24 protein-coding genes and 3 pseudogenes are annotated in these 23,551 nt (G+C 56.9%); 18 read left to right on the top strand and 9 right to left on the bottom strand.

Going from position 1 to position 23,551, the window contains the following annotated elements; translation table 11 throughout:
* The 10 genes and pseudogenes from EGH23_RS24950 to EGH23_RS24905 form a co-directional block, all read left to right on the top strand.
* The coding region (locus EGH23_RS24950; protein ID WP_220582692.1) for a hypothetical protein at window positions 1–199 on the top strand (199 nt) is incomplete at its 5' end.
* Window positions 200–1,271: 1,072 nt separating this feature from the next.
* A complete protein-coding gene (locus tag EGH23_RS24945) occupies window positions 1,272–2,318 on the top strand; it encodes a single stranded DNA-binding domain-containing protein (RefSeq protein ID WP_220582691.1) in 1,047 nt (348 codons plus the stop codon).
* Window positions 2,319–2,972: 654 nt separating this feature from the next.
* Window positions 2,973–3,266: a PadR family transcriptional regulator gene (locus EGH23_RS24940; protein ID WP_220582693.1), complete on the top strand. Its 294-nt coding sequence runs from the start codon at window positions 2,973–2,975 to the stop codon at window positions 3,264–3,266.
* Between the two features lie 244 nt (window positions 3,267–3,510).
* Window positions 3,511–3,768 (top strand): DUF8158 family protein, encoded by a 258-nt coding sequence (locus tag EGH23_RS24935; RefSeq protein WP_236045080.1) that lies wholly within the window; start codon window positions 3,511–3,513, stop codon window positions 3,766–3,768.
* A 47-nt stretch (window positions 3,769–3,815) separates the two neighbouring features.
* Window positions 3,816–4,211 (top strand): annotated as a pseudogene (locus EGH23_RS27440) (hypothetical protein).
* Window positions 4,208–4,777: a hypothetical protein gene (locus tag EGH23_RS24925; RefSeq protein ID WP_220582690.1), complete on the top strand. Its 570-nt coding sequence runs from the start codon at window positions 4,208–4,210 to the stop codon at window positions 4,775–4,777. Before EGH23_RS27440 ends, EGH23_RS24925 begins: the two are co-directional and overlap by 4 nt.
* Before the next feature lie 29 nt (window positions 4,778–4,806).
* Window positions 4,807–5,523, top strand: a pseudogene (locus tag EGH23_RS24920) (transcription initiation factor IIB); the annotation flags it as partial.
* Window positions 5,523–6,068: a type II toxin-antitoxin system death-on-curing family toxin gene (locus EGH23_RS24915; protein ID WP_220582689.1), complete on the top strand. Its 546-nt coding sequence runs from the start codon at window positions 5,523–5,525 to the stop codon at window positions 6,066–6,068. The pseudogene EGH23_RS24920 and the gene EGH23_RS24915, both read left to right, overlap by 1 nt.
* Before the next feature lie 2 nt (window positions 6,069–6,070).
* Window positions 6,071–6,208: a hypothetical protein gene (locus EGH23_RS24910; RefSeq protein WP_220582688.1), complete on the top strand. Its 138-nt coding sequence runs from the start codon at window positions 6,071–6,073 to the stop codon at window positions 6,206–6,208.
* A gap of 125 nt (window positions 6,209–6,333) precedes the next feature.
* On the top strand, window positions 6,334–7,155 hold the full coding sequence (locus tag EGH23_RS24905) for an SWIM zinc finger family protein (RefSeq protein ID WP_220582687.1): 822 nt from the start codon (window positions 6,334–6,336) through the stop codon (window positions 7,153–7,155).
* Between the two features lie 45 nt (window positions 7,156–7,200).
* Here the strand turns inward: EGH23_RS24905 and EGH23_RS24900 are convergent, their stop codons facing one another.
* Window positions 7,201–7,752: a DUF7342 family protein gene (locus EGH23_RS24900; RefSeq protein WP_220582686.1), complete on the bottom strand. Its 552-nt coding sequence runs from the start codon at window positions 7,750–7,752 to the stop codon at window positions 7,201–7,203.
* 233 nt (window positions 7,753–7,985) lie between these two features.
* Between EGH23_RS24900 and EGH23_RS24895 the strand changes: the two genes are divergently transcribed.
* Window positions 7,986–9,476: an aldehyde dehydrogenase family protein gene (locus EGH23_RS24895; RefSeq protein WP_220582685.1), complete on the top strand. Its 1,491-nt coding sequence runs from the start codon at window positions 7,986–7,988 to the stop codon at window positions 9,474–9,476.
* 555 nt (window positions 9,477–10,031) lie between these two features.
* Window positions 10,032–10,189, top strand: a pseudogene (locus EGH23_RS27435) (DUF7568 family protein); the annotation flags it as partial.
* Window positions 10,190–10,559: 370 nt separating this feature from the next.
* On the opposite strand, the gene EGH23_RS24885 reads toward EGH23_RS27435, so the two are convergent.
* Together EGH23_RS24885 and EGH23_RS24880 are read right to left on the bottom strand one after the other, a co-directional pair.
* Window positions 10,560–10,880: a hypothetical protein gene (locus EGH23_RS24885; protein ID WP_220582684.1), complete on the bottom strand. Its 321-nt coding sequence runs from the start codon at window positions 10,878–10,880 to the stop codon at window positions 10,560–10,562.
* Window positions 10,881–10,982: 102 nt separating this feature from the next.
* Window positions 10,983–11,276 carry a PadR family transcriptional regulator gene (locus tag EGH23_RS24880; RefSeq protein WP_220582683.1) on the bottom strand — a complete coding sequence of 98 codons (294 nt, stop codon included), beginning with the start codon at window positions 11,274–11,276 and terminating at the stop codon, window positions 10,983–10,985.
* A gap of 1,196 nt (window positions 11,277–12,472) precedes the next feature.
* Between EGH23_RS24880 and EGH23_RS24875 the strand changes: the two genes are divergently transcribed.
* Entirely contained in the window at window positions 12,473–12,961 is a 489-nt protein-coding gene (locus EGH23_RS24875) for a transcriptional regulator FilR1 domain-containing protein (protein ID WP_220582682.1), read from the top strand.
* 134 nt (window positions 12,962–13,095) lie between these two features.
* Here EGH23_RS24875 and EGH23_RS24870 read toward each other — a convergent pair whose 3' ends face one another.
* From EGH23_RS24870 to EGH23_RS24845, 6 genes are all read right to left on the bottom strand, one after another.
* Entirely contained in the window at window positions 13,096–13,656 is a 561-nt protein-coding gene (locus tag EGH23_RS24870; RefSeq protein WP_220582681.1) for a TATA-box-binding protein, read from the bottom strand.
* 80 nt (window positions 13,657–13,736) lie between these two features.
* Window positions 13,737–13,901, bottom strand: coding sequence for a DUF1931 domain-containing protein (locus tag EGH23_RS24865; protein WP_220582680.1), 165 nt, complete (start codon window positions 13,899–13,901; stop codon window positions 13,737–13,739).
* 55 nt (window positions 13,902–13,956) lie between these two features.
* A complete protein-coding gene (locus EGH23_RS24860) occupies window positions 13,957–14,103 on the bottom strand; it encodes a hypothetical protein (protein ID WP_220582694.1) in 147 nt (48 codons plus the stop codon).
* 10 nt (window positions 14,104–14,113) lie between these two features.
* Complete coding sequence (locus EGH23_RS24855) at window positions 14,114–15,346, bottom strand: phage integrase SAM-like domain-containing protein (RefSeq protein WP_220582679.1); 1,233 nt, start codon at window positions 15,344–15,346, stop codon at window positions 14,114–14,116.
* Window positions 15,347–15,675: 329 nt separating this feature from the next.
* Window positions 15,676–16,062: a DUF7970 domain-containing protein gene (locus tag EGH23_RS24850; protein ID WP_220582678.1), complete on the bottom strand. Its 387-nt coding sequence runs from the start codon at window positions 16,060–16,062 to the stop codon at window positions 15,676–15,678.
* Window positions 16,062–16,934, bottom strand: coding sequence for a ParA family protein (locus tag EGH23_RS24845; RefSeq protein ID WP_220582677.1), 873 nt, complete (start codon window positions 16,932–16,934; stop codon window positions 16,062–16,064). The genes EGH23_RS24850 and EGH23_RS24845 overlap by 1 nt, the downstream gene beginning before the upstream one ends.
* Window positions 16,935–17,236: 302 nt before the next feature.
* On the opposite strand from EGH23_RS24845, the gene EGH23_RS24840 reads away from it, so the two are divergent.
* From EGH23_RS24840 to EGH23_RS24820, 5 genes are all read left to right on the top strand, one after another.
* Window positions 17,237–18,157, top strand: a complete 921-nt coding sequence (locus EGH23_RS24840) for a winged helix-turn-helix domain-containing protein (protein WP_220582676.1) — start codon at window positions 17,237–17,239, stop codon at window positions 18,155–18,157.
* The gene (locus EGH23_RS24835; protein ID WP_220582675.1) at window positions 18,154–18,966 is read left to right on the top strand and encodes a nucleotidyltransferase; all 813 of its coding nucleotides are present in this window, start codon (window positions 18,154–18,156) and stop codon (window positions 18,964–18,966) included. Before EGH23_RS24840 ends, EGH23_RS24835 begins: the two co-directional genes overlap by 4 nt.
* Window positions 18,967–19,487: 521 nt before the next feature.
* Window positions 19,488–20,744 (top strand): orc1/cdc6 family replication initiation protein, encoded by a 1,257-nt coding sequence (locus tag EGH23_RS24830; RefSeq protein ID WP_220582674.1) that lies wholly within the window; start codon window positions 19,488–19,490, stop codon window positions 20,742–20,744.
* 1,109 nt (window positions 20,745–21,853) lie between these two features.
* A complete protein-coding gene (locus EGH23_RS24825) occupies window positions 21,854–22,573 on the top strand; it encodes a hypothetical protein (RefSeq protein WP_328767081.1) in 720 nt (239 codons plus the stop codon).
* Between the two features lie 71 nt (window positions 22,574–22,644).
* Complete coding sequence (locus tag EGH23_RS24820) at window positions 22,645–23,514, top strand: beta clamp domain-containing protein (protein ID WP_220582672.1); 870 nt, start codon at window positions 22,645–22,647, stop codon at window positions 23,512–23,514.
* The last annotated feature ends 37 nt before the right edge of the window (window positions 23,515–23,551 follow it).

Genomic DNA, 23,551 nt, shown 5'->3' with positions numbered 1-23,551 from the left:
GACTACTCCGACGGGTGGAATGGCCAGCTTTGTCGCTGACTCGCTATCAGCCATATATGGTGATACATTGTCATCTATGGTTATAATCTCTCACCTCCACGAGGAAACTCCAGAAGAGACGCAGGTTCGTAGACGGGCAGAGCCGAGAGCAACAAACGACACTACGTTGCAATCACTCTCAGCTTGTAACGCCGAGTAACACATCGGTATCCAGCTGCTTGAGGCGTGGGGCAGACAGATAGCCGAAAGACACCGGGTTTCCCGTGAACGACATCGTGGGGCTGGCGACTGAGAGCAAACGCCGAAAGACTGGTGTGTAAACAACGTGGGACTGACAGACTGGCTAGATTTGTGTGTTTCCCCGTGTTATCGAATGCGGCCGCAGCAGCCGCCGCTGGGCGGCTGTGGAGGTTGGAGAGATGCCGGGAACGGTAGTCCCGAATAGTGCTCCGGTGGAGATACGAGTACGAAGAAACGTCTCTGAGCGTATACCTCATTTTCGGACGAGAAGAGTGACGGGGCTCTAACTAGATTCTGCTACGGAAATCCAAGTCGCTACAGATCAACAGAAGTTCTCCGGAGAAAAGCGTGCACCGCTATTCCGGCGATAGTTGCCAGCACTAACACGCGTACCGCTGAAATCTTCTATAGATAGCGAACCGGAGTAACTAGATTCGGATTGTCGGCGACAGTGGCGATGAGGCAGAACCAACACACCTTGAAAGCCCCACGGCGCTGGCGGTCGCTCAGCGACATCTCCTCGCTGCGCTCGGAGAGGGGTCGCTGACCAGACCACAGCAAGCGCCAGCGCCGTGCCCCTTTCAGTCCTACCCGACCACAACAGCAGAACCCTTGGGACCGCCCTCCCTCGCCGGAACGAGGACGCTCGCTTCGCTCGCTGTGTTCCGGGCGCGGCCGATGGCCGTGCCGGGCTTTCACCCATCCGGCACTCGGGCGGCCCCGCGGGATGCTCACGGAACCGCGACCGCACCGCACAAGATATCCCCCGCCATCGAAGGTATCCCATCAATCCGCATTTATATACTAACCTCACCAAAACCTGAACTCAGAAATACGTCTTTGAGTCTCTCTATAGCAGTTTAATTCCACTTGAAGCAATACTATATAGTCGTTGGTTTTAAGTATTGTGCACCCGTGGCCTTATGTACGGAAAGACACGACACGCGGCGCTCACGAAGGCCGTTTCACGCCGCAGGAAATCGGGTGCTAGTACACCCGACAAGTGTCTTTCCGTGGTGACGTGAAAGACAATGTACGCTAACGACTCCGGCAGTAAGAAAGCATCGCCCGATATCGACCAGCAGCTGCAACTCGGTGCCCACGTCGACGGCGGTCCCGAGCATCTTCTCCAAGAAGTCGCCGAAACGGCGAACGGCGATGAACTCGACTACCGCCCCAACCGCGGCAGTGACTCCCGCGGGAACTACTACGCCCGCCAGAACGACTACGACTGGACCCGCTCGACCGATGTCGCCCCGGATCGCCGCCACGGCGAGACGCTCGCCGCTCAGGAACAGCGACACGGCGAGGCAGCCGAACAAGCCCGGCACGCCCAGACGGCCCGCGATGCCCACGGCGAGATCGACCGCGAAGCCTCGGCCCGCCAGCTCACCACCAGCGACCAAGAGCGACCCGACAATTTCGAGGCAGAGTCAGACCCCCGCGCCGACATGGGCGCCGACGCGCTGACCAACGTGAATCAAGACGCCACGACGGTCAGCGACGAGACAGGTATCAGCCACGCCGCCGCTAGTCGCCTCGTCGCCGGCCACACGACCGAGAGCGACTCACGCTTCGACGGCGTCTTCGGCGCACTCACGGCCGCCCGCGCCGCGATGAACGCGCCGATTCCGGTCGCAGACGTGAACCCCCACGGCTACGAAGCCACCATCGAGGGAACGGTCACGCATCTCATCGATGACCCCGCCGCCCCGAATCAGTATCAGGTCGCCTACGTCGAGGACGACAACGGCGACACGGCGAAGGTCACAGTCTGGGTCAAGTCTGTCCACGGTGGCGCGATGGTGCGCACGCTTCACGAAGGCGACCGCGTGCGTATTTGTGCTGGCAAGCCCGGCGAGTACAACGGCCTGACGACGCTCGCCGTGACGAGCGATTCCACGATGTGCATTCTCGAACGCGGCGACGGTCCCGCGCCGACCGGCGACTGTCGGGCTTCGTTTGGGTGTGCCGGTGACAGCCCCCGACTCGCTCCGTGGGACGTGGAATCAGACACTCACGCATGGGCGAATCGGATGGACATGGCAAAGGCAGTTGAGGTGACGCTGGCCGACTAACCCCGACTCGGTCGGCTTCGCCGTCGAGACAAGCGTCTGGTCGGCGCGGAGGCCACCTCGCGCACGCGGCCCCGTCGCCGCCCACCGGCAAAGCGGGGCGGCGACGAGCCAACCACGCGCACGGACTGGGGCTGGGGCCGCAAACGGCGTCAACGTGGGTCAGTCGGGCCGGGTATCCAGCGTAATCGGGTCTCTGATGGGACGCTCCCGTGGGCCAGCCAACAAGGCGGTAATGAATGTTTGACTGGTGTTTTCGATAGCGCGCGGCGTCACCGGAAGACTCACTCTGTTCGTCTTCCGAACCCTCGTTCGTTGGCGCTCACGAGGACGACGGAGCGCTACGCTCGGCGCAACGCGCGCCTCGCGGCGGTCCACCGTGCTCACGCTGTTGCGCGCGGTCCCCGCCTGGCATTACGGCCAAAGAGTTGTCCAATAGCACATATTTTCTAAAAATCTTCAGAACCGGTTAGCACAATCGTGTTCAAGAATAATGCTGAGACCCCAGTCCAGAAAGCTGACATCGCTATGCAGGTCTCGAAAAAGAGGAATTTGTACGGGAGGACTCTCTACGGACAGACTTGCTCAGTGTCATCTCTTCTCATCTCTGTGGCACCAAACATATGCAAGAGGGCTATGTGCCAGTTAGACACAGAGATGTACGACTTGACTGGCTTCCAACGGGACCTCCTGTACGTGATCGCTGGTGGTGATGATCCCCACGGCCTGGCTCTCAAAGCGGAGCTCGAAGACTATTATAAGAGCGAAATTAACCACGGCCAGTTGTATCCAAATCTCGATACACTTGTCAACAAAGGACTTATCGAGAAAGGCACGCAAGATCGACGAACGAACATTTATACACTCACCCAACGCGGCCGCGATGAAGTTGAGGATCACCGCGAGTGGAAGCACAAGTACGTCAAGCCTGCAGAGGCGTCGTCTGTATAGCGTAGCTTCGACCCTGGATAGCATCCATACAGAGAAATGAACCATCAGGAAATAGAGTGCTGCTTACCAACAAACGGTACTCTTCGCAACTGCGTTGGTTAGACCTCGTTATGCATAGCTAGTTAACCTGTACAATTACTCTCTGGTGAGTGGAGCTAACCTGATGACTGCATCTCGAGGACCGTTCCACACCAGTTGGAACCAAACTCTATAGACTCTCATCATTAACTCATTTAATCACGATGTGGCCGAACTCCTGTTCGAGCGCGCGCAGCATCCTCGGGCAGATCACCAAGACGGACATCTCGACGAGCTGATGGCGACTGTCATCGATAGGTACGGGACTGGCCCTGTCCGCACCGTCATTCACCGTGTTCTTGTCGACAGCATGCCCTACCGAACTGCTACCCACGACCTTGAGGTACGCAACATCGACGGCGTTCGTATCGGAACGACCGCTGGCCAGTTCCTCGACGAACTGAACGAACAGAGCGAGGGCTGAGACCGGTGTGAGGGTTTCCTGTCTTACCGGGCGTCGATGTGCAAGCTCTGTGCAGTCGACGAAACCGTTATGCGTTATGTGCAAGTGACGATCCGCGACGAGTCCATTTCTAGTCGCCGGAATATCTCGTTGATCGACTTGATGCCATCGCAGAGCTCTTCGACAAGGATCGAACGGATCTGCTTGTCAAGGCGATTCGCGAGTACATCGAAGATGCGGCCGATAGCGAAACCTTCCGAGAGTTGGTCGCGACGAAGTACTACGACGACCAACTCGAGTTCGAGACGGTCAAGCAGTTGGTCGGCGCCGAGACCGCCCAGCGGCTCCGCCTGCTCAAAGCGGATCTCAAGGATGAACCACTCGATCTCTCTGCCCCCGACGATGTCGACGTCTACGATGGCGACGCGACAGCGGTCGACACCGCAGCCGACGATGATCGATGAGCGGCCGGCGACTGCGAACGGTCGTCACCGACACCAGCACACTCGTCAGTCTCGCGGTTCCCCGAGCCGACGCGACCGTCGATACCGACACCCCGGACCCATTCCAGTATCTACTCATGTCGTGTGAGGTGTTCGTGCCGCCAGAAGTGGTCGCGGAGCTCTGTGACATTACTCAGTATCAGGATATCCACGGGGCAGCTGCGAGTAACGTCCTCGCAGCCCGTAGCCACTACACCGTCGAGGATCCGTACAAGCGTGAGGATACACCAGACTCGCGACCAACGTTCGGCCTCGACGACGGCGAGACCGATGGCACCGTCCTCGCGAACGCGCTTGCTGTTGATGGGTTTCTCACCGACGAGTTTGGCGGGACGAACTTCCCGCTGATTCACGCCGTGCTGCAGGGGCCGCGGATCGTCCCGACGCCGCGGCTCATCGTCGACTACGCCCGGAACGGGCATCTGAGCCATACGGAGGCTCGAAGGCTCATCACGACGATCAGCCCGCATCGGAGCTGGGAAAACAGCCAGTACGTCGCGCAATTACACCAGCGTCTCGAAGAGTAATCGGCATCCGAGTGGCAACGCCGAATACCCAGCGCCGGCGACTCGCGCGGATGCGCCGTGAGCAGACCTGTGGTCGCTGGCGGTCGAAAGTGGAACGGAATCTCGACCACGGGCTGGGCGAAGTGCGCCGGCTCGTGAGTGCGCTCGAACTCTCCGATTCGGTCCGTTACCAATCGTGTCAGCTCTTCCGGAGCGCCTAGAATGAGGATCTGCTTCGAGGCAGATCCATCAAAACCATCGCCGCGGCCAGCGTCTACGGGGCCTGCCGGTGCAACGGCCTCTCACGGTTGCTTGGCGAAGGTAGCGAGCTGGCCCGCGTCGAGGAATCCCGAGTGGTGAACGCGTACAAAACGCTGAACGAAGAGCGGGGCCTCCTTGCCAAGCCCGTTTCCCTCAGCATGTTCGTGCCGCGCCTGGCCTCGGACCTCGAGTGTCCGAACGAAATCCGACAGCGGGCCCGAACCCTCGCGGAGCAGGCCGAGGAGCACGGCGTCACGACGGACGTCCATCCGGCCGGGTTCGCCGCGGCCTGTCTCTATAAGGCCGGTCGCGAAGAGGGTCGATGGTTGACCCAAACCGAGGTTGCAGAAGCCGTGGTCATCTCAACGACAACGATTCGGAATCACCGAGATACATTACAACAGCTGGACGATGAGCATGGAGTAGGCACCACGGCGATACAGAGAAGGAGGGGCACCTGCAGAAAGCAGAGGTTAGATAAGCGTTGTAACAGAGGATATCGATAATGGACGAGGAGCCGGAGTCAATCAGCTATCTGTCGGCTACTGATATCCGTGACATTCACGAATTGATCGTGGAGTCAAATGCTGAGACGACCGCCGGGGTCTCCTCGCCAGGCGATATTGAATACGCCGTTGAACATATCCAGGAGGGCCATTTCGGTCAGGTTCCCGAGTCGCTCCACGAGAAGACATATCAGCTGTTGCGGCTCATTGCGGCGAATCACCCATTCGTCGATGGCAACAAGCGAACAGCGCTCATGTCGACCCGGATTTTCTACGCTCTGAACGGTCTCCGGTTCGACTATGATCGGACAATCAAAGAAATCCTGAAGGCGCTCGCCACAGATGAGGCTGGTGTCGATGACGACGACGTAATCGAATATCTACGAGAGCATACAGAGCCACTCGCACCGGAATACGAGGCGACGATCAACCTCTGGCTGTCACGTATCAACGGCACAGACCAGCTACCCGCGGAGCACGACACAGTCGATCAGGAATCTAACGAACCGAACAATTATGACGACGAATCCCATAATGAGGAATAAGGATGGCCGCTGAAAGTGAGCAGCCCGAGATTCCCAATGAGATGTCCCCCGAAGAGGCACGGCAGTATCTCATCCGGTTCCTCGGACGCCAAGACCTCGACGAACACGAGGAAATCTACGACGAACTCGCGACCGAGTAGGACTCCCTCCAAGCTGTGGGTTCCACGTCGTACTGCAACAGTATTAGTGAGGCCGTTCCGATCCGGAGCGCAGGCGAGATCGACGTATCGGTTTTCTCGTTCGCGCTAGAACATTGTCCACGCACATGGACATAGCCGAGGACGGGGTTCGAGATGTCTGCACGGACGCGGTCTTCGAACGCGGCGAACGATATCTTGCTGAGAGTCGTATCCACGAGATTCACCGCGTCGACAGCACCGTCACCGCCGTCGTGAGTGGCAGCCATCAGTATGATGTTCGTGTTGAACTTGCCACTGACGGGTTTGCCCCGTGGTGCGACTGTCCGTACGACGGGCCAGGAGCGTGCAAGCACGTCGTCGCCGTGTTGCTTCGGTGTGTCGACGACCCTCCCTCAGACGAAGGCAATCAACTCGACGCCGCACTCGACGGCGCCGATGCCGACGAACTCCGGGCGTTCCTGCGCGACGAACTCGTGACCGATGCGGATCTCCGCGATCGGTTTCTCGCCCGCGTCGGCGAGCCGACGAGACAGTCGGTCGACGAGCTTCGCACCTCGATCGACCGGCGGTTCGAAGAGACGAACCCTGAGTACCACGTTGTCTTCGTGCCGATCGACTTCACGCAGTGGTTCGATCTCGCGAACGAGTACCGCGATCAAGGGCGGTACGCGTCGGCGGCGACCGTCTATCGGGCCCTCATCGAGTCGCTCGACGACAACATGGAGCGCGTCGACGGTGCCTACGACCACTTCTCGCGTGCGTTCAGTCGGGCACTCGACGGATATGTCGACTGTGTCGCGACCGCGGAGCGCGACGCTGATGCGATCACTGACGCCGTCGCATTCCTCAACGAGCGGGCGACATCGGGAACGCCGTTCCTCGCGGAACACTTCGAGAAGGCAGCAGTCGAGCTTCGAGAGAAGCTGGGCGAACAGTCCGACGAATAGCTGTGTCGCCCTCGATGACGCCCGCAAGTTCGACGATCGCGAAAATTAGTTTGTCTCGCGGTCAGCTACGTCGGTCATCTGTTCGCGGGCGGCTTCGACGTCAGAGTAGAGTTCCAGTGCGTGCTTGATGAGGCGGCGATCCTCCTCGTTCTCACGCCAGAACGCGATGACGTCGCGGCGCTCGCGGAGCTCGGCACTTGCGAGATCACCGTCGGCGAGGGACTGTTCGAGCTCCTCCCACGTCTCGACGTCGTAGGTCGCCTGCCACTCCTCAATCTCTTCGGTGATCGCCGCCAGTTCGTTGCGTAGCTCCTCGCGAGGGTTCTCCTCAATGAGCGTCCGGATTTCCTCGAAGAGCAGTCGCGTGTAGTCCGGCTGATAGCGCGTGGTCTCGCCGGCCTCGACGCGACGCAGTTGGCCCTGGTCGACGAGCGCTTGGAGTTCCTCGTTGGTCGTGCTCCAGGCGGTGTCGGCTTGCTCGCTGATCCAGTTGACCGACCGCGGTTCGCGAAGCGTCTCGGCGACCGCTCGAATACGGTCCTGGGCGCTCATCGACTCGGCCCACGACTGGACGCCATCTCGCGAGGATTCGGACATACTGGCCCTTTAGTAAGGACGAACAAGGCACGTACTCATAATAAACCAGACGCCGCTCAAATCATCCGGTATCGACGCTTCAAGTCCTGTAAACGGTCGATTCGGGTGTTTCCCAGTTTCTCCCCGACGTGACTGCGGGTCGTAGGGACCGCGAGTTTTCAGGTTGTCGCAACGCGAGGGGCTCTCTGCTTTGCGGCCTCATTTATCTCGCAGTCCCCCACTCACAACTGTACATGGTCAACGACATCGCTACCGACGCCGACTGGAACGCGCTGTACATCGACGGTGAATGGACCGAGAGTGAGAGCGGGGAGAGCATCGCAGTCGAGGACCCGTCGACCCGCGAGACCATTGCTCACGTCCCTCGTGGGACGGAGACCGAGGTCGATGCCGCCTACGAAGCGGCTGCCGAAGCCCAAGACTCGTGGGGCGAGACGCCACCCGCACGGCGACAGGCAGTCGTTGAGCAGTTCCTCCAGGCACTGACCGAGTACGAAGCGGAGATCATCGACCTCCTCGCGCACGAGGTCGGTGGCTCGCGCATCATGGGCGAGACGTCCATCCAGATCGCCACCGACCACGCGAGCGAAGCCGCGACGCTGCCCCGACGGATGCGGGGTGAACACGTCGATTCCAATATCCCCGGCAAAGAAAACATCGTCCAGCGGAACCCGAAAGGCGTGGTGACAGTCGTCTCGCCGTGGAACTTCCCGTTGAACCTGTCGATGCGGGCGGTCGCACCCGCGGTCGCAGCGGGCAACGCAGTTGTCCTGAAGCCGTCGACCAACTCCCCCATCACGGGTGGGTTGCTCTTTGCGAAACTGTTCGAGGAGACCGACCTCCCCGAGGGCGTCGTCAACGTCGTCACCGGCCGTGGTTCCGAAATCGGCGATCGCGTCGCTGGCCATCCCGAGAGTGACGTGGTGGCATTCACCGGGTCGACCGAGGTCGGCAAGCGCGTCTCGGGCATCGCCGGCGAGAACCTCGCCGTGCCCGCGATGGAACTGGGTGGTAACAACGCCCACATCGTGACCGCAAATGCGGATGTCGACCGGGCTGTCGATGCCGCGGTTTTCGGGAGTTTCGTCCACCAAGGGCAGGTCTGTATCTCCATCAACCGCCACATCGTCCACGAGTCGGTCTACGACGAGTACGTCGAGAAGTTGACCAAGCGGGCTGAAGAGTTGCCTGTCGGCACCGCCCACGAGGATGAGACGGTCGTTGGTCCCATCATCGACGAGTCCCAGCGCGACGAGATGCTGGGCTACGTCGAGGAGACGGTCGACGCCGGCGCGACCCTCGAAACCGGCGGCGACACGGTCGACCTCGACGGCATCGACGACTCACTGGTTGTCGAACCAACCGTCCTTTCGGACGTGACGAACGACATGGCTGCGGCCTGCAACGAGCACTTCGGTCCCATCGCGCCAGTCGTCCCGTTTTCGGACGTCGACGAGGCGGTCGAACTCGCCAACGAGACTGAGTACGGTCTCTCCGGGTCGGTCCACGCTGGCGATCTTGCCACTGGCAGAGAGATAGCTATCCGAATGGAGACAGGCAACGTCCACGTCAACGACCAACCCATCAACGACGAGGCGCACGTCCCGTTTAGCGGCATCGGGGCCTCCGGCGTTGGCACCTACAACAGTGACGCATTCCTCGACGAAATCACAGAGGAGAAATGGATCTCGCTCCAGCACGAACCGCGCGACTACCCGCTCTGAGTGGGGCTGCGTCGAGCTGAGGAGGAACTGCAGTCGGCAACCTACGACTAAAATCGTAGGCCCCCTTCGAGCAACTCTCTGTTCGAACAGGTCTGAGTTTGCCTTTCGAGTAACATAACCGTATCATATTTATATATAAATATGAACTATCCGAAAATATTGAGAGAGATTACCTATGGATAGCTACGGCCGAGTTCAACCAGCCCCCGCGTCCGACGATACGCACGACGATGGCAGACGGAAACAGACACATTTGGTCGTGTCTACAATATCGCCTGAGAAAGGAGGATTCTCTCGTCGGAGCGAGGCCACCTCCAATCTATTTCCTCACGAGTGGGATGGCAGTCGGAGTTCGTCATGGACTTCGTAGAGATAGCCCTTCAAGAGCAACTGTTCGATATGTGTACGTGCGTCGGCCCGTTCGACGTCCTGTTTCATGAGGTAGGTGACGGTCTTCTCTCGTGTGAGAGCCAGCTCGTCATCCCTCGCCGTGTCGAGGTACTGCTCGAAGTAATCGAGCGCAGCTTCCTCGCTGGAGGTGAGCGGCGTCCGAGAGTTGACGGCTACCCGGTGCAGGGATACGAGACGAAGGATGCAACGTCGTTCCGTGACGAGTTCCGGGAGCGGCCCGCTCCGGTCCTCGGCTCTCCGAAGTTCCGAACGACGATGTCCGCGTCGGCGAGAAGGCGGCAGACGGGGCAAAGGTCCAGCGGTGATACGACTGCGTTGGGTGGGCAATAGTTCAAAGTCGTGAGTAGCCGAGTCCCGCTGGATTAGAGTTCGTCTGGGTCGAGTTCTTCCAATCGGTTTCGACGAGTGTGCGTGCTTTCACCCTCCGGGATGCCTCCTGTGTCGGCGGTGCCTGCACAGAGCGAGCAGTCGGGCCAATGGTCGGGAAGTTTCTCACGCCTCGTCTCTCGAACTTCTGTGGCCTGCTGGAGCGGTTGACAGTCTGGGTCTGTGTGAATATGAATGGACGCTCCGACGCCGACTGGCCCACGCTTCTTAATCCAAACTGTCTCACTCGGCATGGCTCAGTCCTATGGTCGCTTTCTCTGTGCGTGGGCTTACGCATTTTGGCCGCTACTGGTTCTTGAACCCACTATTGCCAGCCTTCGCCTGCGTGTAGACTGACCAGCATAGCCACAGTCCGACTCCCAACGCGAGAATGCCGCCGAAACCGAATAGGGCAGGGAGCGGACCAGTCATGACTGCAGTACAGCGTGGTGGAATCCCCGCATCGCCCAGGCAGGCTTCAGACGCGAGCGCGAGCAAAAACAAGAGGAACGCGAAGAGACCGAGTGAACAGCCGGCCACCAGACGTGTCGTAATCCTCTGCGTGTGTTCTCTGGTAGCCCACTGCTTCTGGACAGCCTCGTGTTCCCAGTCTGTGCCCCGCTCCATAACGTGTCCTATGTTACCACGGCACAAGATTGTTTTCAGAGAGTGTCTGCTACTTTGTTGGGAGTTCCATAGGACGAATCAGTATGTTGTTTCGGTCCAGTATTAGTCAGTCGGGATCACGTCTTCCTCAAGGTACTTGGCCTCCCACTCACGCCGGGCATCGATCTCTCGCTGTCCGCGTCTGGTCAGTGCATAGAAGTTCGTCCGCTGGTTGATCTCACCCTTCTCGACGAGTCCCTTTTCGACGAGCGCATCGAGGTTTGGATAGAGGCGGCCATGGTGAATCTCCTTTTCGTAATACGCTTCCAGTTTATCCTTGAGTGCAAGGCCATGTGGCTTGTCCAGTCCTGCAATAACGTACAGACAGTCTCGTTGAAACGCTATTAGATCGTGCATGCTATAGTATACCACAGTCAGTGATATAATGATAGTGGGAGTGCCGTCGGTTGCGAGAGGCTGTACGTCGTTGAGTTACCTTTGGATGGCTTCGTCGTCGATGAGCCGAACTATGTATCGAAGCCGAATCGTGACGAACTCCAGTTCACGGAGAAATGGGGGTTCTCCGCTAACCAACAATATTGTCTCTTACTAACGACAGTTGGTTAGTGATCCTCAGGCCTCGCTCGGTAGCTGGCTCAGGTCATATCTAGCGGTGGAGAACTGAGATGGGCTCGCCTGATAGTCCAATACTCCCCACGCTGACGAAGCGCATAGCAGAACGGTAGGATGCTGACTGTCACAACTACAGAAGCCCGCTTATGGGATCCGATTGAATTGTTAGACCTTAGTCAATTCGGTGTCAAGGAGGGTGTGCGAGACCGTGGTGAAAACTCTTTGCGAGCGTGCCGACGCTAGCTCCAAGGCAGAGATATGAGACTGATTTTTCGCTGCACGTTCCACCTGGTTATGGGGTGGTGGCCGGCATCAATCTGGAATCCAGTGAAGCGCGACACGCGTAGGTCTGCCAGCCATCCGAAGCAGGGGGTTGTTCGCAGTATCGACGTGAGTGGATGCAGTTCATCTGGTGAGGTGCTTTGTGGTCGAGTGTACCGGCATGCGGTGGCTTCATCTATGATCTGTGAAAGGTTCAGTAGCCACCGAAATACAAATCGATGACGGGGGGTGAGATGCTCAACGACAGCCTTCGACAAAACACTCCTAATCTCGATATGTTTGTTCGATTACTATCGCGAAAATACCCCGAATTTGTGGGGCAAGTAAAAGAGTCACATTGTTTTTGACTCATCCGCCTGCCGTCTTGCGGTTTCCCGCAAGTCACGACAAATATTTCCTATTAAGATATGAGTCAGACGCTCATTGTCTTGCGATTTCAGAGAAATATACATCCGAAGAAATGATTCTACTGAAAATCTGATGATTTGGAGGTTCGGATGCAGCTAGTTTGACTCAGAGGAAGGGGTCAGTGAGGGGCCACTCTAACACGATGAACACAGAATAGTTAGATATCTATGAATAGCGTGCGGGGGTTTAGGAACTAACGAGAAACTGAGCCACCTTCTACCTCGATTGAGCAAGTCGTAGAGAAAGCCCCGTGGCTGCAGCGACTCGACCAGAGTCGGTCGGATCTCCCCGTGCAAGCACTTGCCGACGCGAAGGTCGTCACGTCCGGTCCAGATTCGCCGGGGATTGTCTTTGGAGCCGCGCTTGATCTCTGTGACCCACAACTCGACCAATTTCGAGCACTTGCGTCGATTTACAATCCTCCTCTTTTCAGAGCCTACAATCGGTTGCTCAAGTGGGGACTCCCAGGAGAGGCAATCGTCGACAACTTCGTCTACGAAAAGCTCCACGCACAGGGATTAGAACATTTTCTTGACGATTCAGAGTTTGCGGACTTCGATATCGGATGGCTTGAAGAACAATTAACGCTCGGCATCGGGCTGTACGATGATCGGAAAGTCACCATTGGAGCGTACAATGAAACCGATGATGCAACCCATATTGCGATGCTTGTCAGCACCAATCAGACAGTCGTTGACTGGGGCATTGACCTCTACAATACATACTGGGAACGAGCTCACCGCAAGGCAGAGCGGGCTCCAGAAGCGGTGAGTGGCTGAATTAGTACCTCATGGAACCTCCCCAGTTTACGAAGAATGTAACCTAAAGAGAATATCAGTCACCATCAAGCGACGTCCGAGGCGATCTATTTTCCCGCTCTCAAGTACAACGACCAGTTCACCGCGCAAACTCCTCAGTCCAGTAAGCCGAGATCGCTCAGCTGGTCTTCGATTACGGTGAGCGCGTCTTCGGCATCGCTCAATCGCTTGCCACCCGTGATGACGAGTTTCCCGCTGCCGAACAGTAGTGCCACGACATCCGGCTCGTCAAGTCGATAGACAAGTCCCGGGAACTGCTCTGGTTCATACTCGATATGCTCGAGTCCGAGCCCGATCGCAATCGCGTTCAAATTCAAGTTCGCCTTTAGATCAGCGCTCGAGACGACATTCTGGATATCGATCGCTGGTGAGTCGTCAACCTCGACGCCCAAGCTACGGAGTTCAGCAAAGACTTGGCCGAGGGCAGTCTCGACATCCTCGATACTTTTCGCCCCGGTACACACCACTTTTCCTGAGCGGAACATCAGCGCCGCGGCCTTGGGATCGTGCATCCGATAGACGAGGCCAGGGAAATTCTCGGGATCGTAGTCACTTCCTTCTAGGTCCATTGCAAGTGAGTCGAGATCAAGTTCCTGGCCGATATCACTAGATGCGACGACGTTCTCTACTGTGATCGACTCCGCTGAGAGACTCATAGTCATACCGTGCTCCCACAGGCCTCTTAAAACAGGGCCTGGTTCAGCGCAGACGAGACAAAAATTGGTTCGAGTGTACCTTAGAGGTCGCGTGCCTGGACCGTCTTTCGGTTGTTGGCTTCAGCACGCTGGACAGCGTCCTCGAGCCGTTCAGCGACTTCTTCATCAAGTGCCTCATAGAAATCCGCCGAGACATTGTGCTCCGACAGTGCATCCTTTACCGCGGCTTTGACAATGAGAGACATTCCGGTGAGGTCTATTCGTGTCTCCCATATAAGGGTTTTAGCTGCGAGTTGCCGCTTAGATAGCGGTAACCCGGTTCACACTATCGTCCAGCGCCTGTGCGTCTTCGGGAAGCAGTGCGACGACGAGATACTCGGCGTAGTCTTCGAAGTACTCGACGAGCTGGATAATCCGGTCCGAATCGATCGACTCTAGCGAGTCCATCACTCGCTACTTATACATTAGAATCGACCTCATTGAGGGCTTCTGTCGCAACATCCCCTAGTTCCCCAGCTTCGATATGTGAGTATCGTTCTCGTACCATCTCCTCAGAGTTATCGAGATACCGAGCTGCAACCGTGTACCCGAACGCACGGACAAGTACCTCACCCATCCCACGGCGACCGCCGTGCGGTGCAAGGTAGTCGTGTTTCGGATGGTCGATATCGATCTCCGCTGCGTCTGAGAGACGTTGGAGGACCGACCGTGCCCCATCCGTTGTGATCAACGGCAGTCGAACGTCTTCCTCAAGCGCCAGTAGGAGGTCGCGAGCGAACTCGTCACGTCGCTCGTCGATTGTATCCGGGTGTTCCCCGCGGTCAGCCAGTTCGTCCTGCACGAGCGTTGCGAGTGTTCGCTGGTCAAACGTTGGGAACACTGGCCAACGCTCAGTCGGTGGCTCCATGAGTTTGCGGTAGCTCCGCAGCGGCGAAATCACTGGGTCGGGGAGGCTGGCAGCATCCCACTGCTGTTTCTTCCGGTAAACGTCCATACTTCCATCCTCAAGCGAGATATCTTCCCAGCGGACACCGCGCCGGCGTGGGTCGTTCGGATCCCGAAGCAGTTCTCCGACACGGACGGCTGTGTACGCGAGGACGAAGACAAGTGCCCGGTCACGAGTTGCTTTCAGCGCGGTGTATCGCACTCGCTGCTTGTCGAGGGGGTCTACCTCCTCCGGGAGTGTCGTGTACGTCTCAATGGCGTCGCGGGCTCGCTTGTCGACGTACCGGGTGAGGGCGTGGCGCTGCTTGGACGTCCAAGCCTGTTGGTCACCGGGTTTGCGACCGTCATCCTCAGGAAGCGGCGCCATCGCACTCGCCCGCTGGGCGTAGTGCGCCTCAAGGTATCCCTCATTGACGCACCAGCCACACCACGCAGAGAGATAGCGGTAGTAGGTTTGTACGGTATTCTGCTTGAGCCCGCGATCACCGGCGAGATGGCGGGCATACTCTCGAAAGACGCGTTCATCAAGGTCTCCGAAGGTCGGCTCGCGGTCAACGTCGTCGGGGACGGTCCCGGTCCAGTCATCGTCACCGCGGTCGCCGGCAGCCCACTCGGCGAACCGCTCGAGTTCGCGTGCTGCGTTACGTCGATAGTTCCCGCCGTCGCCACCACGCCCCTTTCCCTTGTCCTGCAGGTAGCGCTCGAAGCTGTCCTCAAGGAGCGTCGAGAGTTCTCGATCAGACATTGTCCGAGCCATCTCGTTTCCGCAGGTCCGGTCTCGGCGGCTCTCCCCCCGGGGAAGCGTCGTTCTGAGTTGGTTGCAGCATTCGTGCTTCGTAGACGGCGTCGGGGGACTAAAAACTGGTCGTGATTACTCGTATAATCACGACCAGCTAATTGAGGAGAAGTTATGCCCGTATTCGGGTTTCTATACCCGTTAACCCGCCGAATTTCGGACTTTTACTGTTTTATAAACCATATAGGGCTATACTGAATCCGTACCCAAGCTTCTGAAAGTCTGCAGATGAGAAATCGCTCTAGAGGTGTCCAGATACGGAAGAAACAGCGGCTTGGTTACTTCAGGTGTTCGTAGCCCCAGTCTTCAAGGATGTCCGCGAGTTCAGATTCGTGGCGGCTACCGAGTTCGACGAGGGCTTCCCGAAGGTCAGTAACCGACACATCTTTCGAGCGCATATCCAGCTCGTCTGCGACGGCGTTGAGAACTTCAGCTTCAAGATCGGCGTACTCGTCACGGAGAAACGCAACGTGTTCGTTGTTCCGATCTTCTTTCACCGTTTGACGCCGAATGACGTACGGAATTTCCGTGGTACTCATAGAGTCAGTTGTAGTGTCGACAGGCTCCTCCGGTGTGGACGCTTCGTTCGTTCGTTCCTCAGTCGCTTCATCGTTGCTGTCATCGGCGAATGGGTCGCTGCCTGGACCCTCCTTCATTCCCCCCATCAGACAGTCACCTCGTCAAGCGCCCCGGGTTCTGGCGGGTTGGGGGCCTCGATACCAGCCTGTGTTTCGAGATACCGTGCGAGACGATCGTACTGTGCGAGTGTTTCGAGTTCGTAGTCCCGGCGTCGGTCGCGATGTTCGCGAACGTACGTGAACGCCGAACACTGCTGTGCCCACGCGCCCTCCATCAACGAGGTGCGGTCGCCGAAGGTCTCCGGGATGGAGTACGGAATTTCGTCGAGGATGCGCTGCTGGTCATTAGTTCCCTTCACACCGACTGGGACGGCTGCGAGGACGCCGATATCGATTTCGAGGGTATCCTCCAATCCGGCGACGAGTTGTTCAAGTCCTTCGACGGCAGCCTGGCCTTTCGCGCTCGGTTCGACCGGGATAACGAGTGAGCGTGTCGCGTTGATGGCGTTATGCAGATGCGGGCCTTCGGTAGCTGGCGGATCACAAATTAGCACATCGTACGTTTCTCGGACGTTCGCGTCTGCAAGGACGGATAACAGAGCAGCATGGATATTGAATGCATCACCGACGGCTGAGGCCTGCTCCTGTTCCCGACGGAGCCAGTCCCCGAGATCAGCCAGTTGGTTGTGCTCTGGAATGATATGCACGCCATGCTCGGCCTCGACAATGAGGTCCTCGAAGTTACCTTTCGGTCGTCGGATCATATGCCGAGAGAGATGATCAACGTCGCCTGAGCGATTGTCGTCGACGCCAAATAGTCGGGAGAGGTTGCCCTCCTGTGGGTCGAGCGGAACCACGAGCGGTTTCAGGCCTGCACGAGCGTGCGCGACGGCAAGATTCGCAGCAGTCGTCGTCTTCCCGACGCCTCCAGCCTCGCTGTACGTGCTGTAAGACAGCATACCCTGTTGTTGAATGGCCTGTATTAAATAACCAATTGATTCAACTGAGTGGTTGAACCGACCGGTTGAACCGATTGGTTAAACTCATAGATTGAACCGCCCAGTTGAACCAATTCATTCTATCGGTTGAATAACCCAGATGATTGAATAGCATGATTGAAGCCGTTAATGGAACCTAAAGGACCTATTGCTTGGATAGTTGTTTTTAACACAGCAAGAGATAGACGGCGCAAGTGAATCAACTGCTGTTCGTTGCAAAATAGCGAAGTTATTTATATATTAGTACGCAATTATGCAACAGTATGCTCACAGAAGGCGAGTTGCGAGCGCTCACCACTCTCCGCGGTGAGCAGACAGTTTCCGAGCTTGCAACCCACCTCGAGCGCGGTCTCAGCTATACTTCTGAACTCGTCAGCCGCCTCGAAGCGACTGGGCTCGTTGAGACACAGCGGCAAGGCAAAACAAAGCAGATTCGCCTATCGGACGCAAAAGCACTCGAACTCCTCGCAGCAATCACGCAGGAGTATGCCCATATTGACTGGCCAGAGCTGTTGTCGGGAGCAACACTCCGCGTCCTCTACTATCTGGAGACACCCCGTACCGCAACAGAGCTCGCACGCCGCAGTGATGTCCATCGGAGTACCGTTCATCGCGCCCTTGACCCCCTCCAGCATCGTGGGATTGTCTACAAAGCAAACGACGCCTACGCACTAAATGAGGGGTTCGAACAACTGAGCACACTTGCTCAGGAACTGGCACATCACAGCCATCGCCAGACCGTCGAACGATATACGGATACCTACACGATACTCTGGGAGTCGCTCGACGAGTTCCTCGTGCAGACTGCCGACGAAATCACCGACGAGGCCTTCATTTCGACCGGTCCAGCACAGTTCCAGACATATGATTTGCCCCTCGTAGCACGTGACCGCCGATACTACTTCTATTCGGAGACAATGGATGACCTTTCGCCGGCGACGCTATGCTGTCATATGCTTGTGATCGGTTCAGGGGCGCGATCCCAGTCATACTGTCTGCTTTTGCTCAGTCACGTTACCGTCGACCGCGATGAGTTGCGTGAACAGGCTACAGATTACGGTGTCAGCGGTCTCGTCGAGGACCTTCTCACGTATCTCGACACCACTGGAAAACAGCGAACGTCGCAACTTCCCACGTGGGAGGAGTTTCAGGAACTGGCTGCGGAGTATGAGGTGACGGTATGAGAGCGCGGTTTGATAGTGGGTATATTCGCTCGGAACTCGAACGCATCGGTGAGCACTTAAAGGAACCACTCACCGTCTTCTTGATCGGTGGTGGGTCAATGGCATTTCGCGATCTCAAAAACACCACCAAGGATATCGACCTCATCGTCACCTCTGGTACGAATCTCGCTCAGCTCCAAGCAGTTCTGCTCGAACTCGACTACGAAATCGTCAGAGAACCCGACGAAGAATACAAGGAGCTCGGTGCCCAGCGGATCCTCGAGAACGAGGACGGGTGTCGGATAGATATTTTTAATCAGCAAGTTATCGACAAACTGGTCCTCTCTTCGGGGATTCAAGAACGGAGCGAGCGGCATCTCAATCCTGGGAATCTTGTAGTCAAACTCGTGAGTCCGGAAGATATCTTTCTATTCAAAGCGGTCGCCGGACGAGTGGACGATATCGAGGACATGTTTTCATTGATGCAGATTGGCTTGGATTTCGAGGTCGTCGAAACAGAGCTTGCTGCGCAGATCGAATTATTAGATCAAGAGCTGTTCGTGACCTACGTGAACGAGGCGTTAGCTGAACTTACCGAACAACACAATGTAAGGACCCCATTGCATGACCCTGTCGCAGAGATTACAGAGCGCGTCTACGAGGAACTCGAAGTGCTTCACGTCCTTGACGAACCGAAGTCGATGTCCGATCTGCAGCAAGAACTCGAGTACTCCAACAGAGAATTACAGAAGATTATGAATCGTCTTGTAGAGAAAGACGTCGTCGAAGAAACCAACGGTCGTGTCAAGCGTCTTTCGACAACGATTTGACTGTGAGAATCCGGGCGCATCTCTTGACCACAATATAACAGATCGAGTGGCTTCTTGGAATGGATTGGTCCACCCGATATCCCATCATCGATAGATGGGTTTCAACTGGAATACTGGAGGAAACATCGAGAGGGGAAAAGTAGGGGGCCTTCGTTGCCAGTATTGCCAATAATCCCGTTCTTTAAGACACACTCTCACTCCACCATTGCCAGTAATGAAGCGAAACTAGAGAGGGTGGGCGGAACGGTCACTGTTCTAGTCTAGTTACTACCATATTCTCTTCCTACTGCTAGTTGGATTTGCGCTAGTGCGGATTTGGTTTTCCGCGTATTGTATTAAGAGTATCGGCAGCTAGAGAGGGGGTCGTTGACCCCCTTCAGTTGTTACGAAGGTTTACTGGCAACAGTGGAGTGTGTGTGTTTTATAAGCGAATGGGATACTGGCATAACTGGTTGTCTTGGTGGGTTAGTGGTGATACTGGAACCCGTGGTTTTATTATGGCTCTCCCTATTGCGTCTGCTATGGGCCGATTCAATCGCGAATCGTTCATCATCCAGGACAAAGATGTCCTCCGGGATGATTACCAGCCGAAGACGCTCGAAGAGCGGGACGAAGAACTCGACGAGTATGCAGCTGCTCTCCGTCCCGTCATTCAGGGCTGGCAACCGAACAATGTCTTTCTCTATGGCGTTACTGGTGTTGGGAAGACTGCTGCGACTCACGATCTCCTTGAGGAGCTGCAGGAGTCTGCAGCGGAATACGACGACGTGGACCTCAACGTCATTGAGCTCAACTGTACCGGCTGTACCACTTCCTACCAAGTGGCGGTCAATCTTGTTAACGAAATACGTTCTCCCACCCACCCTCTCACAACTGTTTCGTCTACGCGCGAGCCCATGAGTGAAACTGGGTATCAGCAAAAACGCATCTTCAACGAACTGTATACCGATCTTGAGTCGATTGGTGGGACTATTCTCGTAGTGTTAGACGAGATCGATAACATCGGCTCGGACGACGATATTTTGTATGAACTTCCACGGGCACGCTCACAGTTAGATCTTGATGTAAAACTCGGCGTGGTCGGTATCTCTAATGACTTCAAATTCCGAGAGAATCTCTCTCCGAAGGTCAAGGATACTCTCTGTGAGGAGGAAATTCTGTTCCCACCATACGACGCGACTGAATTACAGAATATTCTCCGACAGCGAGCCGATATTGCGCTCTATGATGATGTCCTCGAAACAGATGTCATTCCATTATGCGCTGCGTTCTCTGCTCAGGACTCGGGATCAGCTCGCCAGGCACTACGTTTGCTTCGGAAAGCTGCTGATATCGCGGAGAATGAGGCAATGGCAGATGGAGCAGCAAAGATTACAGAAGAGCATGTACGGGAGGCCGAGCATCAGATTCAGCGCCAACAGGTCGTCGAAGGGATGCATTCGTTAACTCGACAGGGGCAGTATGTCTTGCTGACGGTCTGCCAGCTAGCAGCGAGGGGTGAAACCCCCGAACGAACAAAACTAATCTATGAACGGTATCAGGAGGTGCTTCGTAATCATGGCAGTGAACCACTGAAACGGCGGCGAGTACATGACCATCTGTCGGATTTGAGCCTTCACGGCGTCTTACGAATAGTTGACTCCTCGAGTGGACGCGGGAATTATAATGAATACGAACTCGATGTTTCTCTGTCGTCGGCCCTTGATGCACTAGAAAGTGAGTTGGGAGAGATCGATGATATCCGTGAAACTGCGAAGCAGCATCAGGTTCTGGAGTGATCTGAGGACCCACGTCACCACTATTGCCAGTACCCTCTCCACTTTTGCCAGTAACTACTCCACCCCTGGTGCCAGTTTTACCAGTACCCTCTCCGCTATTGCCAGTAACATGGATATAACTGTTGTATGATTGAATAGATGAACACCATCGGTGCCAGTTATCTATGACATAGTGCAGCACGGCGTTTTTACTGGCAATAGTGGTGTGTCTGACGGAATGTCAGATTATTATTCTATGAGCGTTCTCTTCGTACTGGCTTCGATATGCCGGTCCAAATTGAGAACACTCGCAAGATGGGGTGTATTCCATTAGGACGGAACAGTGCACCCCGGGGTGCGCACAGTGAAGTACCTCGGGGACAAGCCCCGAGGCTTCGCCGTTTTGGTCCGCACCGCCACCGCAGGCGAATTTAATTCCCCTCGACCTTCCCGAGATGGGTCGGCTGGAATTAACACCCGAACGCCCGGTGCGTCCGTGAGGGTCGGCGACTCCACCTCGCCCGACAACACCCGTCGCACCACGCCAAAGGCGCGGGTTTTGAGAGGTGTCGCATTCCTCAGCAACTGCGCGCAGTTGCTTCGGATTAAGGTCTTTAACCCACGTCGCAACTGTATCATGAAAGACGGTCTTTTGCGTAATAAACGTGTTGGCTTCACCCTCGGGGTCAAGCCCCGAGGCACTCGCCTTGTCCCGCCTGTAGAATATCTGTAGGAGGGCGGTCGCGGATATGGCTCACATGCTACTTAGAGTCCTCATTTTGTGCCCTCTCAGTGGGTGGAGAGGAATCCCGATGACTGACTCACCACTCAGTGCGTTCAGTAGCGATAGTACTGATCTCACACCTAACGCCGAGAGTGTCGCTCGCTGTGCGACCATCACGCCCACACCTGTTCGCCAGGGCGTTTCGTGGAGTGATCCCGATAATGACTGGGGCCTCACAACTCGTCGGCCGTACTCGAGTATTCACACCTCTGGTGGTCGAGCCCACCGACAACAGACTCGCTGGATTGTCGATGGCGACGTCGGCGCCTACGTTGAGCAATACGGCACCGACGAAGTGCGCTCGATTCCGAGCACTTACGGCGAATTCGGCAGTGTCGAAACAGACGTGACATTCGTCGACGGACTCGGCGCTCAATATGGCTACGGATTCGACGGCAGCGTAATCGAGAAAGCACTACGCGTGCTCACTGGCGGCGGGCGGTATTCAGCCTCGAAGTATTCGCTCATTCCCTGTGGCCGTCAGCCGTGGATCTTGACCGGCCCCGAAGGGACGCTGCTGTGTAGCTGTGCGCCAGTCGACCGAGCTACTGAAGGAAGACTCACGACCGAGGTGGAGACCGACACCAGCACAATAGCGGTTGAAGAACAGAACCAGAGAGTCCTCGACGGCGTCCATCAGTTCATCTGGCTCATCGAAGACTCGCTGGGCGGTCGGATCACGGAGGTCGAGTATAAGCGGTCCCGCGGCGAGACACAGCACGTCTTCGTCGACGACGAGGCCGACGAGCAGTGGGCGATCAGCGCCGGGGACCTTGCACAATTGGCGTCATTGACGACCGACCCATCGAGTATCCAGGGCAGCGTCGGACGGGGTATTCAGCCACCTCGTGGCGGTGAGACAATCGTCGTCGAGTGGGATGGACCCGAGCATCCGGTCGGGTATCTGGAGGACGGGGACATCATCGCTGGCTACGAGTTCCACTGGGAGACACCCGTCGGCGCTCTCGAAGACGTCGCGACGGTGCGGACCTATCGACTTACACAGTCGTATGGGACGTGGACCGTTGAGTATCGCACCGACCGCATCGCGACGGTCGTGCCCTAATCGAGAGCGTCGGTTCGCATCGTTCTGCGCGTGTCGATTTTGTGCTCCCCTGGTGGGTGAGGGAATTTTCGATGAGTACTGATCAGCAGCAGCCAGCCGACGAACAGGAGCCAGCAACCGAGACGCCCGGCACACCCGACGGCGGCACAGATGCCGAGGCAAAGGATACGACTACGCCCTTTACTGGGTCAGCTCCAACGCAGTTCGACCTTGCGGCCAACGTTACAGTCCTGAAGCCCATCTTCGAGGTGGCCGCCAGCCTCGTCGAGCAATGTCGGATAGCTGTCTCGGCGGATGGGCTTGCAATGCGGGCCATCGACGCCGAATGTGTTTCGATGCTCGAGCTGCGAGTGGATGCAGCGTCGTTCGACAGTTTCGACGTCACGGAGGGCGTCCTCGGCGTGAACGTTCAGCACGTCGTGGATGCGTTGTCAGTCGGCAGTGCAGACGACGGCGCGCGACTCACGCTGAACGCCAGTGTGAGTGAACTCGAAATCGACGTCGACGGAATCACCCGGACGACTGAACTTATCCCGACCGAGTCCATCAGAACGCCGCCGAGCCTGCCCGCGATCGAGTCGCCGGCGACGTGTCACATCTCGCGGCCGGACCTCTCGTTTGCGCTGTCTGCCGCCGGTGTTCTCTCGGAGCGAGTCGAAATTGACGTCGACACTGATGATGGGGAACTTCGGTTCTGCGCCAACGGCGACGTCGATAGTATGGTGTACCGCCGTGAACCACAGGAACTGGTCGCGTTCGAGCCTGCCGACGCACTGGCGCGGTTCGAGACGAGTCGGCTTCGCACCATCGACCGTGCCCTGCCGGGTGAGTCTCCTCGGAAACTGGAGGTAGGCCAGCACAATCCCGTGCGAATTAGCGCACCATTCCCCGACGCCGAAGGCGTCTGTCAGTTCATGGTCGCACCGAAGCTGCCGACCTGACTGCGCTCTCGGGCGAAAAGCTCCGGACACAGTGGTG

This window comes from Haloarcula nitratireducens, from assembly GCF_019599505.1.
This window is presented reverse-complemented; position numbering and strand designations above follow the sequence as displayed.

Coding starts and splice junctions, on each gene's coding strand:
- EGH23_RS24865 (WP_220582680.1), bottom strand. CDS start 13,901: ATGTCTCTCATTGTCAAAGCCGCGGTAAAGGATGCACTGTCGGAGCAC.
- EGH23_RS24870 (WP_220582681.1), bottom strand. CDS start 13,656: ATGAGTCTCTCAGCGGAGTCGATCACAGTAGAGAACGTCGTCGCATCT.
- EGH23_RS24900 (WP_220582686.1), bottom strand. CDS start 7,752: ATGTCCGAATCCTCGCGAGATGGCGTCCAGTCGTGGGCCGAGTCGATG.
- EGH23_RS24885 (WP_220582684.1), bottom strand. CDS start 10,880: ATGGAGCGGGGCACAGACTGGGAACACGAGGCTGTCCAGAAGCAGTGG.
- EGH23_RS24845 (WP_220582677.1), bottom strand. CDS start 16,934: ATGCTGTCTTACAGCACGTACAGCGAGGCTGGAGGCGTCGGGAAGACG.
- EGH23_RS24925 (WP_220582690.1), top strand. CDS start 4,208: ATGAGCGGCCGGCGACTGCGAACGGTCGTCACCGACACCAGCACACTC.
- EGH23_RS24860 (WP_220582694.1), bottom strand. CDS start 14,103: ATGGACTCGCTAGAGTCGATCGATTCGGACCGGATTATCCAGCTCGTC.
- EGH23_RS24915 (WP_220582689.1), top strand. CDS start 5,523: ATGGACGAGGAGCCGGAGTCAATCAGCTATCTGTCGGCTACTGATATC.
- EGH23_RS24910 (WP_220582688.1), top strand. CDS start 6,071: ATGGCCGCTGAAAGTGAGCAGCCCGAGATTCCCAATGAGATGTCCCCC.
- EGH23_RS24835 (WP_220582675.1), top strand. CDS start 18,154: ATGAGAGCGCGGTTTGATAGTGGGTATATTCGCTCGGAACTCGAACGC.
- EGH23_RS24880 (WP_220582683.1), bottom strand. CDS start 11,276: ATGCACGATCTAATAGCGTTTCAACGAGACTGTCTGTACGTTATTGCA.
- EGH23_RS24850 (WP_220582678.1), bottom strand. CDS start 16,062: ATGGGGGGAATGAAGGAGGGTCCAGGCAGCGACCCATTCGCCGATGAC.
- EGH23_RS24945 (WP_220582691.1), top strand. CDS start 1,272: ATGTACGCTAACGACTCCGGCAGTAAGAAAGCATCGCCCGATATCGAC.
- EGH23_RS24895 (WP_220582685.1), top strand. CDS start 7,986: ATGGTCAACGACATCGCTACCGACGCCGACTGGAACGCGCTGTACATC.
- EGH23_RS24855 (WP_220582679.1), bottom strand. CDS start 15,346: ATGTCTGATCGAGAACTCTCGACGCTCCTTGAGGACAGCTTCGAGCGC.
- EGH23_RS24940 (WP_220582693.1), top strand. CDS start 2,973: ATGTACGACTTGACTGGCTTCCAACGGGACCTCCTGTACGTGATCGCT.
- EGH23_RS24820 (WP_220582672.1), top strand. CDS start 22,645: ATGAGTACTGATCAGCAGCAGCCAGCCGACGAACAGGAGCCAGCAACC.
- EGH23_RS24840 (WP_220582676.1), top strand. CDS start 17,237: ATGCTCACAGAAGGCGAGTTGCGAGCGCTCACCACTCTCCGCGGTGAG.
- EGH23_RS24830 (WP_220582674.1), top strand. CDS start 19,488: ATGGGCCGATTCAATCGCGAATCGTTCATCATCCAGGACAAAGATGTC.
- EGH23_RS24905 (WP_220582687.1), top strand. CDS start 6,334: ATGGACATAGCCGAGGACGGGGTTCGAGATGTCTGCACGGACGCGGTC.